Genomic DNA, 12,315 nt, shown 5'->3' on the forward strand with positions numbered 1-12,315 from the left:
GCGTTCTCAATCGTTTAGCGCGCGGCACGATACGCCATCGAAGCGGCGGCTGTTGAAAAACTGGTGGATGGACGAGCGCAGCTCCTCCACCTCGTCAAATTCGACGTACGTCACGTCGACCAGGTCCTCGAGTTCGCGGATCAGGGTCGTCTTGATCGGTGCGCCTTTCCACACAAGGAACAGCACCGGGGTGCGCCGTCCCTTGAAGATGTGGTAACTCAGTTCGAAGGCACTGCTTTCGCTCATGCCGACGCGGATGTTGATCATCACGTCTGCGTGGTCCAGCAATCCCAGGCGGTGGTTGCGGAAGTTCCGGGGCGTGAACGGCATGTGCTGCTCGCGTTCGAAGGAGTGCTTGAACGTGAGGGCGCTTTCGGCCTGCGTGCCGGTCAGGTAATCGAACGCATACGGTGCCCCGTTGGCGCTGTCGATCAGGTGCATGATGTCGCTGATCATGCGCTGCTGCCGCGCGTCCGATTCGGTGAACGGCTGGCGGATGAACACCTTCAGCGGCTCGGCACCCGTCACGCGCTTGCGCTCGTGCCGGCGGCGCTCGGGAATCGTGGCCGCCGCGGCCGCCAGGTCGGCCTCGGTCGGCGCCGGGCGGCCGCGCGCGGACGGCGTCGCGGGGGTCTCGCCGTGCAGCGTATGCAAGGAATACAGGCCATAGTTGTCGATGTGGCGGATTCCCTCCAGCGCCGCTTCGGCGCCGGCGATGGTCGTATAGCACGGTGCACCGCATGCCAGCGCGGCCACGCGCAGCGCGCTCGACGCGTAGATGGCGGCGCGCTTCTCGTCCACGGTCAACACGACCAGCGCGATCTCGCGGGCGTGCATCAGATCGATCGCCTCGGCGTCGTCCACGGTCACGACTGGAATGTCGGCCGCCGCGATCACGGTCGCGGTGACGTGGCTGGCGCACAGCGTGAAACCGGCCGCGTGCAACTGACGGGCCAGCGCCGCGGCGCGCGCCTGGTCGCCGCGCTTGACGCGCATGAAGACGCGGCCTGCGCGCGGCAGGCGTACGTTGGCCGCCAGTTGCGCCTTGTAGAACGCTTCGCCGAACGTGGCGCCCACGCCCATCACTTCGCCGGTCGATTTCATTTCCGGGCCGAGGATGGTATCGACGCCGGGGAATTTCGCGAACGGGAACACGGATTCCTTGACGCAGAAGCGGGACGGGACGGCTTCCGCCGTCACGCCCTGGCTCGCCAGCGACTGCCCCGCCATGCAGCGCGCGGCGATCTTGGCCAGCTGCAGTCCCGTCGCCTTCGACACGAACGGCACCGTGCGCGAGGCGCGCGGGTTGACTTCCAGGACGTAGACATGGTCGCGCAGCCTGCCGTCCACCTTGACCTGCTGGATCGCGAACTGCACGTTCATCAAGCCGACGACGTTCAGGCCGCGCGCCATGCGGGAGGTCTGGCGCTTGAGTTCCGCGATCGTCTCCGGCGCCAGCGAATACGGCGGCAGCGAACAGGCCGAGTCGCCGGAATGGATGCCCGCCTGCTCGATATGTTCCATCACGCCGCCGATCACGACGTCAGTGCCGTCCGCGACGCAGTCGACGTCGCACTCGATGGCGTCGTTCAGGAAGCGGTCCAGCAACACCGGCGAATCATGCGACACCTTGACGGCTTCGCGCATGTAGCGTTCGAGGTCGGCCTGCTCATGCACGATCTCCATCGCCCGCCCGCCCAACACGTACGATGGGCGCACCACCAGCGGATAGCCGATTTCCTCCGCCATGCGCACGGCCTCGAGCTCGGTACGCGCGGTCCGGTTCAGCGGCTGGCGCAGCTCCAGCCTGTTCAGCAGCTGCTGGAAGCGCTCGCGGTCTTCGGCCGCGTCGATCATGTCGGGCGACGTGCCGATGATCGGCACGCCGTTGGCCTCCAGCGCCAGTGCCAGCTTCAGCGGCGTCTGCCCGCCGTACTGGACGATCACGCCTTCCGGCTTTTCCAGGGCAACGATTTCCAGCACGTCTTCCAGGGTAAGCGATTCGAAGTACAGGCGATCCGACGTATCGTAGTCGGTCGAGACGGTCTCCGGATTGCAGTTGACCATGATGGTCTCGTAACCGTCTTCGCGCAGCGCCATGGCGGCATGGACGCAGCAGTAGTCGAATTCGATACCCTGGCCGATGCGGTTCGGGCCGCCGCCCAGCACCACGATCTTGCGCTTGTCGCTGGGTTCCGCTTCGCACTCGTCGTCGTAGGTCGAATACAGGTACGCGGTGCGGGTGGCGAATTCGGCGGCGCAGGTATCGACGCGCTTGTACACGGGGCGCACGCCCAACTGGTGGCGGCGCGCCCGGACCTCGTCCTCGTGGGTCTTCAGCAGCGCCGCCAGGCGGCGATCCGAGAAACCCTGTTGCTTCAGCCTGCGCAGGATGGGTTCGTCCAGGGCGCCGAGACGCCGGGTCTCCAGCCACAGTTCGACCTCGACCAGGTCCTGGATCTGCGCCAGGAACCACGGATCGATGCGCGACAGACGATGCACGTCGTCCAGCGAATACCCCTGGGCGAACGCGTCGCCCACGAACCAGATTCGCTCCGGACCGGGCGCCGCGAGTTCCGCCTCGATCACCTCGGGGTACGATCGCCTGCGCCGCAGCCCATCGACGCCGATATCCAGGCCGCGCAACGCCTTCTGGAACGACTCCTGGAAGGTACGGCCCATCGCCATCACTTCGCCCACGGATTTCATCTGTGTGGTCAGGCTTGTGTCGGCACCGGGGAATTTTTCGAAAGCGAAGCGCGGAATCTTGGTGACGACGTAATCGATTGCCGGCTCGAACGAGGCCGGGGTCGCGCCGCCGGTGATCTCGTTGCGCAGTTCATCGAGCGTGAAGCCGACGGCCAGCTTGGCCGCCACGCGGGCGATCGGAAAGCCGGTGGCCTTGGAAGCGAGCGCCGACGAACGCGACACGCGCGGATTCATCTCGATGACGATCATGCGGCCATCGGCCGGGTTGACCGCGAACTGCACGTTCGAGCCGCCCGTGTCGACGCCGATCTCGCGCAGCACGGCGAGCGACGCGTTGCGCATGATCTGGTATTCCTTGTCCGTCAAGGTCTGCGCCGGCGCGACGGTGATCGAGTCGCCCGTGTGCACGCCCATCGGGTCCAGGTTCTCGATCGAGCAGACGATGATGCAGTTGTCCTTCTTGTCGCGGACGACCTCCATCTCGTATTCCTTCCAGCCGACGAGCGATTCCTCGATCAGCAGTTCGGAGGTGGGCGACAGTTCCAGGCCGCGCGCGCAGATAGCGTTGAATTCGCGCGCGTCGTGCGCGATGCCGCCGCCGCTTCCTCCCATCGTGAACGACGGGCGAATGATGACGGGGAAGCCCAGCTTGGTCTGCTCGGCCCAGGCCTCGGCCATGTCGTGGGCCACGCCCGAACGGGCCGAGCCCAGGCCGATCTTCGTCATCGCCTCCTTGAACCGGGAGCGATCCTCGGCCTTGTCGATGGCGTCCGGCGTCGCGCCGATCAGTTCCACGCCGTGCTCGGCCAGCACGCCGTGGCGATGCAGGTCGAGCGCGCAGTTGAGCGCCGTCTGGCCGCCCATCGTGGGCAGGACGGCATCCGGTCTTTCGGTGGCGATGATGCGCGCCACGACTTCCCACTGGATCGGCTCGATGTACGTGACGTCGGCCATGTCCGGGTCGGTCATGATCGTGGCGGGATTGCTGTTGACCAGGATGACCTTGTAGCCCTCCTCGCGCAAGGCCTTGCAGGCCTGGGCGCCCGAGTAGTCGAATTCGCACGCCTGGCCGATCACGATCGGACCGGCGCCGATGATCAGGATGCTTTTGATATCGGTGCGCTTAGGCATGGGATGCCTCCATCAGCGAGATGAAACGATCGAAAAGGGTGCCCAGGTCGTGCGGACCGGGCGAGGCCTCGGGGTGGCCCTGGAAACAGAAGGCCGGCCTGTCGGTACGCTCGAAGCCCTGCAGCGAACCGTCGAACAGCGACACGTGGGTCACGCGGCAATTGGCCGGCAAGGTCGCCGCGTCGACCGCAAAACCGTGGTTCTGCGACGTGATCATGACCCGGCCGCTGGCCAGGTCCTGCACGGGGTGATTGGCGCCGTGGTGGCCGAACTTCATCTTGACGGTCTGCGCGCCCGAAGCGAGCGCCATGATCTGGTGGCCGAGGCAGATGCCGAAGGTCGGCACGCCCCGCTCGATGATGTCGCGCGACGCGGCGATCGCATAGTCACACGGGGCCGGATCGCCGGGGCCGTTCGACAGGAACACGCCGTCCGGAGCGAGCGCCAATACCTCCGCGGCACCGGTTTGCGCCGGCACCACCGTCACGCGGCAGCCGCGTTGGGCCAGCATGCGCAGGATGTTGGCCTTGATGCCGAAGTCGTACGCGACCACGTGGAAACGCGGCGCATCCTGGACACCATGACCCGCGCCAAGGCGCCATTCCGTGGCGCGCCACTCGTAGCGCTCACGGACACTGGCGACCTTGGCCAGGTCCATGCCACCCAGGCCTTCGAAGCCGCGAGCCAGCGCGACCGTGTCCTCGGCGGACAAGCCGACGGCGATGGCGCCGTTCTGCGCTCCCTTGCTGCGCAGGATGCGCGTGAGCTTGCGGGTATCGATGCCGGCGATGGCGACCACGCCCTGGGCCTTCAGGTAATCCGAGAGTGCCTGGGTTGCGCGAAAATTCGATGCCAGCAGCGGCAGATCCTTGATGACCAGGCCCGCGGCATGAACCCGCGCCGCGGGACCATTGGACGATTCACCGTCTTCCGGATTGACGCCGGTGTTGCCGATGTGCGGATAGGTCAGCGTGACGATCTGGCGCATGTAGCTGGGATCGGTCAAGATTTCCTGGTAGCCAGTCATCGCGGTGTTGAAGACGACCTCGCCAGTGGTGTGACCGGTTGCGCCGATGCCATATCCGGGAAAGATGCTGCCGTCCGCGAGGGCGAGTATCGCCCGGGTTTCCGTACCCGGCGCTCGGTCGAGAGGGTGTTTCATGGAGACTCCTCGCAATACGATGTAGTGAAGCGCGCGATGGAAAACCCGCGGCGCATGTGTAGCCTGATGCCAGTTTCCTGCTTTGCAGAAACGACGAGAATCGGAACATTAGCGCACTTTTTTTAGTGCCGCACGGAAATTTTTTTGTTAAACGAAAAAAACGACACTTCGCCTATCGATTTACAAGTGTCATTACGGAACCGTCCGTGCCCGATGTGACAATGTGAGTCAATGCAGCGCACGCGCTTCGCTATACTCGTCCGGACTTCGTCCATCGAGAGGTCCCATGAAACGCCTGATTCCGCTGTTGTTCGCCTTTGCATGGCATGTGTCCGCCCATGCGGCCGATCCCCTGCCAGCCCACGTCGCCGGCAGCTGGGGCTCCGCGCAAACCCTCATGTACCTGCAGGCCGACGGCGATGGCCTGATGGCTGGCGCCGCACCGCCGGCCACGGGGGCAGACAACGCGCGCCCCATCATTGGCTTCCCGGTTCGCGCGGCGCTGGACGGCGACACGCTGCGGCTGCGGCCCTACCTGCCGAAAGGCGCGCCGGCGACGGACGTCGCGATGACCTGCCGCTACGACGCGTCCGCGCCCTCCTTCACGTGCACGGGCCCGGACAAGACGCCATTCGTCCTGCACCGCCTCGGCGCGACACTGCCGCCCGAAGCCACCTCGACGATCGCCGGCCTGAAAGCCCGGCAAAACGGCTCCTGAGGCCAGGCTGTCGTTTACCGAACGACCGTGCAGTTTGTTACACTGGCAGAGCACGCAACCAATATTCCAACAGGAGACACAATGCGCCCTCTCGCCCACGCCGCCATCCTTACGTTTGCCGCCGCTCTTGCCGCCCCGCTCGCCTGGGCCCAGGACGCCTCGCCCGTCGGGCTGTGGAAGACCATCGACGATGCCTCCGGCAAGCCGACCGCCCTGATCCGCATCACGGAAACCCAGGGCGAACTGCAGGGCAAGATCGAAAAGCTGTTCCGCACGCCGGAAGAGGACCAGAACCCGAAATGCACGCTGTGCCAGGGCGCGCGCAAGGACCAGCCGATCGTCGGCATGACCATCGTGTCGGGCCTGCGCAAGAACGGCGACGAGTACACGGGCGGCGAGATCCTCGACCCGAAGAACGGCAAGGTCTACAAGAGCAAGCTGAGCATCCACGAAGGCGGCAAGAAGCTCGAAGTGCGGGGCTATGTGGGCGTGCCGATGTTCGGGCGGTCGCAGGTCTGGCTGCGCCAGGAATAACGACATTTGTATTTACAACGGTGCGTGTTCTGCGCGCCACGGCCGATGCCGGTATGCTAATCTGGTGAATGTTTCGTTCAACCAATTGGCATTCACATGATCTTCCTGCGGCTCCTGTCGTTCCTGATCGGCATTGTCATCCCCATGGCGCTGCCGCTCGTGCTCTCCGATGTCGGCACCCGCGGCATGCCCGGCTGGCCCGTGCTGGGCGGCCTGTTCGGCATGAGCCTCGTCTCCGGCAGCTTCCTGTACATCGCCCTGCTGGGGTCGCGCATGCGCCGGTCCATCATCCTGCGCATCCTGGGCGGCCTGCTGCTGCTGCTGCCGATGGCCGCCAGCGTTGCCGTCCTGCTGACGCGTACCCAGGAACAGATGCTGGTGGCCGGCGGCGCGCTGCTCGCGGCCTCCGTGCTGATGTTCATCAGCTTCGTCTTTCCGGGCTTCCCGGAAAGCCAGCGTCCCATGCGCAAGCGCGACCGCCAGGAGCCGGCGCTGCCTTGACGTGAACTAGGCAGGCGGGAGGTTGTCCCACAGGTCGCCGGTCGGGCTGATGCGCGGCGCGGCGACGCCGAAATGCCGGTAGGCCAGCGGCGTGGCGATGCGCCCGCGCGGTGTGCGCTGCAGATAACCCTGCTGGATCAGGAACGGTTCCAGCACGTCCTCGATGGTATCCGCCGCTTCGCCGATGGCGGCCGCCAGGTTGCCGATGCCCACCGGGCCGCCGGCGAACTTGAACAGCACCGCTTCCAGCAGCTTCCGGTCCATCACGTCGAAGCCGACCGTGTCCACGTCAAGCATGCGCAGCGCGCGGTCGGCCATCTCGCGCGTGATCTCGCCATTACCCTTCACTTCCGCATAATCGCGCACGCGGCGCAGCAGGCGGTTGGCGATACGGGGCGTGCCGCGGGCGCGCTTGGCGACTTCGCGCGCGCCCTCCTCGTCGGTCGGCGCTTCCAGCAGCGCGGCGCTGCGGGCGACGATCTTCGTCAATTCCTCGACGTTGTAGAACTCCAGCCGGGCGACGATGCCGAAACGGTCGCGCAGCGGATTCGTCAGCATGCCCGCGCGCGTCGTGGCGCCGACGAGCGTGAACGGCTGCAGGTCGAGCTTCACGGAACGCGCGGCCGGGCCTTCGCCGATCATGATGTCGATCTGGTAGTCTTCCAGCGCCGGGTACAGGATCTCCTCGACCACGGGCGACAGGCGGTGGATCTCGTCGATGAACAGGACGTCGTTCGCTTCCAGGTTCGTCAGCAGCGCGGCCAGGTCGCCGGGGCGCTCCAGCACGGGGCCGGACGTCTGGCGCAGGTTGACGCCCATCTCGCGCGCGATGATGTGCGCCAGCGTCGTCTTGCCGAGGCCCGGCGGGCCGAACAGCAGCGTGTGGTCGAGCGCCTCGCGGCGCTTGCGGGCCGCGTGGATGAAGATTTCAAGCTGGTCGCGGATCTTTTCCTGGCCGACATATTCGTCCAGATGCTTGGGGCGCAACGCGCGCTCGATCGCCTCCTCGTTGGGCGAGGCCGGCGCCGCGTCGATGATGCGCTGCTCGGTGAAATTGTCGGTCTGGATGCTCATCGTTGACTTCTAAAATTACGCCTTGGACAACGCCTTCAGCGCCAGCTTGATGCCGTCGGAGACGCTGGTCCCGGCCGGCATGTTCTTGATGGCGATGAGGGCTTCCTTGTCAGAATACCCCAAAGCCAGCAGCGCATTGAGCACGTCTGCCTGCGCATCGTCGTGCGGCGTGCCGGCCGCGACGCCGATGTCGGCGCCCAGCTTGCCCTTCAGTTCCAGCAGCAGGCGCTCGGCCGTCTTCTTGCCGATGCCCGGCACCTTGACCAGGCGCCCCGCTTCCTGCAACGTCACGGCCTGGGCGAGATCGTTCACAGTCATGCCGGACAGGATGGACAGTGCCGTGCGCGCGCCGACGCCGGTGATCTTGATCAGCTGGCGGAACACGGCGCGCTCGTTCGCCGACCCGAAGCCGAACAGCAGGTGCGCATCCTCGCGCACGACGTAGTGCGTGAACAGCGTGACCTTCTCGCCCGTGTGCGGCAGGTTGTAGAACGTGCTCATCGGTACGTCGACTTCATAACCGACGCCCTGGCAATCGACGAGCACTTGCGGCGGGTTCTTTTCCAGCAGGACTCCGGAGAGACGACCGATCATGGTGACCTTTCAATAATTAGACGAGGCGGCCGCGCTTCATGTGCAGCGTCGGCTTTTTCGGATTGGCCGGCGCAAGCGTGCCGATCAATGCCAGCGCATCCTGGCTGTTGGCATGGCAGATGGCGATGCCGAGCGCGTCGGCCGCATCCGTGCCCGGCAGCCCCGGCAGCTTGAGCAGGCGCGCGACCATGTCCTGCACCTGCGCCTTGACGGCCTTGCCGGTCCCGACAACAGCTTGCTTGACCTGCGTGGGCGTGTACTCCGCCACGTCGAGGTCGGCGCCGACGAGGGCCGTGATCGCGGCGCCACGCGCCTGGCCGAGCAGCAGGGTCGACTGCGGATTGACGTTGACGAAGACTTTTTCGATGGCCGCGCAGGCCGGCTGGTAGGTGGCGACGATTTCGCTGACGCCCGTCAGGATGACTTTCAGCCGCGGCGGCAGCGCGCCTTCGGAGCCCGTCTTGATGGTGCCGGACGCGATGTAGCGCAACCGGCTGCCTTGCTTTTCAATGACGCCGAACCCTGTCGTACGCAGGCCCGGGTCGATGCCGAGAATAATCATTATCGAATGTTATACCGGCGCGGGTGTTTCGTGGGAAAAATACTGTGCAAAAACACAGGTCGAGGCAACAAGGTCGCCTCGACCATTCGCCAATTAATGGCGGAAGTGACGCGTACCAGTATAGAGCATGACCACGCCGCGTTCATCCGCCGCGTCGATCACTTCCTGGTCGCGCATCGAGCCGCCCGGGTGGATCACGCAGGTCGCGCCCGCATCGACGACGACGTCCAGGCCGTCGCGGAACGGGAAGAACGCATCCGACGCCACGGCCGAGCCCACCAGCGACAGGCCGGCGTTCTGCGCCTTGATCGAGGCGATGCGTGCGGAGTCGATGCGGCTCATCTGGCCGGCGCCCACGCCGAGGGTCATGCCGCCGGCGCAGAACACGATCGCATTCGATTTCACGTACTTGGCCACGCGCCAGGCGAACATCAGGTCCTGCATCTGTTGCGGGGTCGGCTGCTTTTTCGACACGACGCGCAGGTCGCCCATGCCGACGTTCTTCGCGTCCGGCGACTGCACGAGCAGGCCGCCGCCCACGCGCTTGACGTCGTACACGTTCTGGCCGTCACCGAGGGCGATTTCCAGCAGGCGCACATTCTGCTTCGCGGACATGATCTGCAGCGCTTCCGCGGTGAATGCCGGGGCGATCAGGACTTCCACGAACAGCTTGGCGATGGCTTCCGCCGCCGGGCCGTCGACCGGCACGTTGAAGGCGATGATGCCGCCGAAGGCCGAGGTCGGGTCGGTCTTGAGGGCGCGCTGGTAGGCGTCCAGCGCGTCGGCGCCGATCGCGACGCCGCACGGGTTCGCGTGCTTGATGATCACGCAGCCGGCCGGCATGTTGAAGCCGCCCAGCGACTTGACGCATTCCCATGCGGCATCCGCGTCGGCGATATTGTTGTACGACAGCTCCTTGCCCTGCAGCTGGCGGTAGTTGGCCAGACTGCCGGCGGCCGGCACGAGGTCGCGGTAGAACGCGGCCGTCTGGTGCGGGTTTTCGCCGTAGCGCATGTCCTGGACTTTTTCGAAGTGCAGGTTCAGCGTCTGCGGGTAGGCGGCGCGGTTCGTGTGTTCCTTGTCCGGGCCGAGGCTCGTCAGGTAGTTCGTGATGGCGGCATCGTATTGCGCCGTGTGCGCGAAGACTTTCTTGGCGAGGCGGAATTTCGTCTCGTAGCCGACGCTGCCGGCCGCTTCGCCGGTACCTTTCATCTCGGCCAGCACCGGACCGTAGTCGGCCGGGTCGACGATCACGACCACGTCGCGGTGGTTCTTGGCCGCCGAGCGCAGCATGGTCGGGCCGCCGATGTCGATGTTCTCGATCGCGTCTTCCAGCGAGCATTGCTCCTTGGCGACCGTGGCCTGGAACGGGTACAGGTTGACCACCACCATGTCGATCTGCGGGATGCCGTGCTCTTCCAGCTTGGCGACGTGTTCCGGGAAGTCGCGGCGGGCCAGGATGCCGCCGTGGACCTTCGGATGCAGCGTCTTCACGCGGCCATCGAGCATTTCCGGGAAGCCGGTGTAGTCGGCGACTTCGGTGACCGGCACACCATTGTCCTGCAGCAGTTTGGCGGTACCGCCAGTGGACAGGATGTTCACGCCGAGGGCGGACAGCGCACGCGCGAAATCGAGGACGCCGGTTTTGTCGGAAACGGAGATGAGTGCTTGTTTGATCATGGGAGTGGCCTGTTGAAAAAAATCTGGACGGGCTCGCGCACGCCGGACAAAGGGCGGACGCACGCCTGCACGCCCCGGCCCCTCCGCCGCCGCTTACAGCAGCCCGTGCTCCTGCAACTTCTTGCGTAATGTATTGCGATTAATGCCCAGCATCTGGGCGGCATGCGACTGATTGCCCTCCGCCCGCGTCATCACCACTTGCAGGATCGGTTTTTCGACGGTCAGGAGCATCATGTCGTAGATATTCGTCGGTTTCTGCTCGCCCAGGTCGTTGAAATAGTCTTCGAGGCTTTTTTGAACGACTTCCTGGATACTTTCTTTGCTCATGGTTTACAGCTTCATCCTGGTTAAATGCTGCTTTTGGCAGCGTTTGTCTCCGACGTTCTTCTAATTGTTGTTTAAAGGAGTCTCGGAAACCGTCGCGAGCGGCAGAAATTTTGTTCGAGAAGCACAGCTGTACGCTAGTACAGCGAGCATCGCAGGACAAAATTGCAACGCGCAGCAGGTTTACGGGCCTCCTTTTAGGCGGCAATCGCGTCATCGTCAGGATGCGCGGGCCGGTATTGTAACCGGTCGCCATACCGGTGTTGCGATTTAAAAAACTCATCGACGGCAGATAATTGTTCAGCGGTCGACTCCAGACGGTTCATGCGCTGACGGAATTCTTCGCCGCCGGGCAGGTCTTCGACATACCAGCCGATGTGCTTGCGCGCCGTGCGCACGCCCAGGTATTCGCCGTAAAAGGCGTAGTGGGCCGGCAGGTGTTCGTGCATCAGCTCGCGCACCTCGTCCACCAGCGGCGGCGGCATGTACTCGCCCGTGCGCAGGAAGTAATCGATTTCGCGACAGATCCAGGGACGGCCCTGGGCGGCGCGGCCGATCATGACCGCATCGGCGCCCGTGTAATCCAGCACGAACTTCGCCTTGTCCGGCGTCGTGATGTCGCCGTTGGCCACGACGGGAATGCCGACGGCGGCCTTGACGGCGGCGATGGTGTCGTACTCCGCGTCGCCCTTGTAGCCATCGGCGCGGGTGCGGCCGTGCAGGGTCAGCATCGCGATGCCGGCTTCCTCGGCCATGCGGGCGATCGTCAGCGCGTTCTTGTTTTGGCGATCCCAGCCGGTGCGGAATTTCAGGCTGACGGGCACGTCGACGGCGTTCACGACGGCGTCCAGGATGCGCTGCACGAGGTCTTCGTGCTGCAGCAGCGCCGAACCGCACCAGTTGTTGCACACCTTCTTGACCGGGCACCCCATATTGATGTCGATGATCTGGGCGCCGCGCTCGACGTTGAATTTGGCGCATTCGGCCAGGTCGTGCGGGTCGGCGCCGGCGATTTGCACGGCCTTCGGCTCCATCTCGCCCGCATGGTCCGTGCGCCGCGACGATTTCTCGCTGGCCCACAGGCGCGGATTCGACGCGGCCATCTCGGACACCGCGTAGCCCGCGCCCAGCGTCTTGCACAGCTGGCGGAACGGACGATCGGTCACCCCGGCCATCGGGGCGACGAAGACATTGTTACGCAGCGTATAAGGACCAATTTGCACGGCAGAAAATTTACGGGAAGCGACGGGAACTCGCTATTTTACCCGAAGCGCTGCTCAATTTATCAGCACATTTTTTTTACGGGATTGTTGCGCACGCGCCAGA

Annotated in this window: 11 protein-coding genes; 3 read left to right on the forward strand and 8 right to left on the reverse strand. The window is 64.8% G+C overall.

Annotation, left to right across the window (positions count from 1 at the left end; translation table 11 throughout):
- Positions 1-6: 6 nt before the first annotated feature.
- Positions 7-3,840 carry a carbamoyl-phosphate synthase large subunit gene (gene carB / locus QPK29_RS09940; protein WP_371768774.1) on the reverse strand — a complete coding sequence of 1,278 codons (3,834 nt, stop codon included), beginning with the start codon at positions 3,838-3,840 and terminating at the stop codon, positions 7-9.
- Complete coding sequence (gene carA / locus QPK29_RS09945; RefSeq protein WP_371768775.1) at positions 3,833-5,002, reverse strand: glutamine-hydrolyzing carbamoyl-phosphate synthase small subunit; 1,170 nt, start codon at positions 5,000-5,002, stop codon at positions 3,833-3,835. Before carA ends, carB begins: the two co-directional genes overlap by 8 nt.
- Positions 5,003-5,288: 286 nt before the next feature.
- Between carA and QPK29_RS09950 the strand changes: the two genes are divergently transcribed.
- From QPK29_RS09950 to QPK29_RS09960, 3 genes are all read left to right on the forward strand, one after another.
- Positions 5,289-5,720: a hypothetical protein gene (locus tag QPK29_RS09950; protein WP_371768776.1), complete on the forward strand. Its 432-nt coding sequence runs from the start codon at positions 5,289-5,291 to the stop codon at positions 5,718-5,720.
- An 81-nt stretch (positions 5,721-5,801) separates the two neighbouring features.
- Positions 5,802-6,254 carry a DUF2147 domain-containing protein gene (locus QPK29_RS09955; protein ID WP_056122381.1) on the forward strand — a complete coding sequence of 151 codons (453 nt, stop codon included), beginning with the start codon at positions 5,802-5,804 and terminating at the stop codon, positions 6,252-6,254.
- A 96-nt stretch (positions 6,255-6,350) separates the two neighbouring features.
- Positions 6,351-6,755 (forward strand): hypothetical protein, encoded by a 405-nt coding sequence (locus QPK29_RS09960; protein WP_371768777.1) that lies wholly within the window; start codon positions 6,351-6,353, stop codon positions 6,753-6,755.
- Between the two features lie 6 nt (positions 6,756-6,761).
- Here QPK29_RS09960 and ruvB read toward each other — a convergent pair whose 3' ends face one another.
- From ruvB to dusB, 6 genes are all read right to left on the reverse strand, one after another.
- The gene (gene ruvB, locus QPK29_RS09965; protein ID WP_056122374.1) at positions 6,762-7,829 is read right to left on the reverse strand and encodes a Holliday junction branch migration DNA helicase RuvB; all 1,068 of its coding nucleotides are present in this window, start codon (positions 7,827-7,829) and stop codon (positions 6,762-6,764) included.
- 15 nt (positions 7,830-7,844) lie between these two features.
- Positions 7,845-8,423, reverse strand: coding sequence for a Holliday junction branch migration protein RuvA (gene ruvA, locus QPK29_RS09970; protein WP_036235449.1), 579 nt, complete (start codon positions 8,421-8,423; stop codon positions 7,845-7,847).
- Between the two features lie 16 nt (positions 8,424-8,439).
- On the reverse strand, positions 8,440-8,985 hold the full coding sequence (gene ruvC / locus QPK29_RS09975; RefSeq protein WP_056122372.1) for a crossover junction endodeoxyribonuclease RuvC: 546 nt from the start codon (positions 8,983-8,985) through the stop codon (positions 8,440-8,442).
- 93 nt (positions 8,986-9,078) lie between these two features.
- Positions 9,079-10,665, reverse strand: a complete 1,587-nt coding sequence (gene purH / locus QPK29_RS09980) for a bifunctional phosphoribosylaminoimidazolecarboxamide formyltransferase/IMP cyclohydrolase (protein WP_371765885.1) — start codon at positions 10,663-10,665, stop codon at positions 9,079-9,081.
- Between the two features lie 93 nt (positions 10,666-10,758).
- Positions 10,759-10,992 (reverse strand): helix-turn-helix domain-containing protein, encoded by a 234-nt coding sequence (locus QPK29_RS09985; RefSeq protein WP_036235444.1) that lies wholly within the window; start codon positions 10,990-10,992, stop codon positions 10,759-10,761.
- 194 nt (positions 10,993-11,186) lie between these two features.
- On the reverse strand, positions 11,187-12,212 hold the full coding sequence (dusB, locus tag QPK29_RS09990; RefSeq protein ID WP_371768778.1) for a tRNA dihydrouridine synthase DusB: 1,026 nt from the start codon (positions 12,210-12,212) through the stop codon (positions 11,187-11,189).
- Positions 12,213-12,315 lie beyond the last annotated feature (103 nt).

Source organism: Massilia orientalis, from assembly GCF_030411975.2.
Lineage (GTDB): Bacteria > Pseudomonadota > Gammaproteobacteria > Burkholderiales > Burkholderiaceae_D > Telluria > Telluria orientalis.

What these genes read in the sequence shown, in the direction of transcription:
- ruvA (WP_036235449.1), bottom strand. Translation starts at nt 8,423, where the DNA reads ATGATCGGTCGTCTCTCCGGAGTCCTGCTGGAAAAGAACCCGCCGCAA.
- QPK29_RS09950 (WP_371768776.1), top strand. Translation starts at nt 5,289, where the DNA reads ATGAAACGCCTGATTCCGCTGTTGTTCGCCTTTGCATGGCATGTGTCC.
- QPK29_RS09960 (WP_371768777.1), top strand. Translation starts at nt 6,351, where the DNA reads ATGATCTTCCTGCGGCTCCTGTCGTTCCTGATCGGCATTGTCATCCCC.
- carA (WP_371768775.1), bottom strand. Translation starts at nt 5,002, where the DNA reads ATGAAACACCCTCTCGACCGAGCGCCGGGTACGGAAACCCGGGCGATA.
- QPK29_RS09955 (WP_056122381.1), top strand. Translation starts at nt 5,802, where the DNA reads ATGCGCCCTCTCGCCCACGCCGCCATCCTTACGTTTGCCGCCGCTCTT.
- ruvB (WP_056122374.1), bottom strand. Translation starts at nt 7,829, where the DNA reads ATGAGCATCCAGACCGACAATTTCACCGAGCAGCGCATCATCGACGCG.
- carB (WP_371768774.1), bottom strand. Translation starts at nt 3,840, where the DNA reads ATGCCTAAGCGCACCGATATCAAAAGCATCCTGATCATCGGCGCCGGT.
- purH (WP_371765885.1), bottom strand. Translation starts at nt 10,665, where the DNA reads ATGATCAAACAAGCACTCATCTCCGTTTCCGACAAAACCGGCGTCCTC.
- QPK29_RS09985 (WP_036235444.1), bottom strand. Translation starts at nt 10,992, where the DNA reads ATGAGCAAAGAAAGTATCCAGGAAGTCGTTCAAAAAAGCCTCGAAGAC.
- ruvC (WP_056122372.1), bottom strand. Translation starts at nt 8,985, where the DNA reads ATGATTATTCTCGGCATCGACCCGGGCCTGCGTACGACAGGGTTCGGC.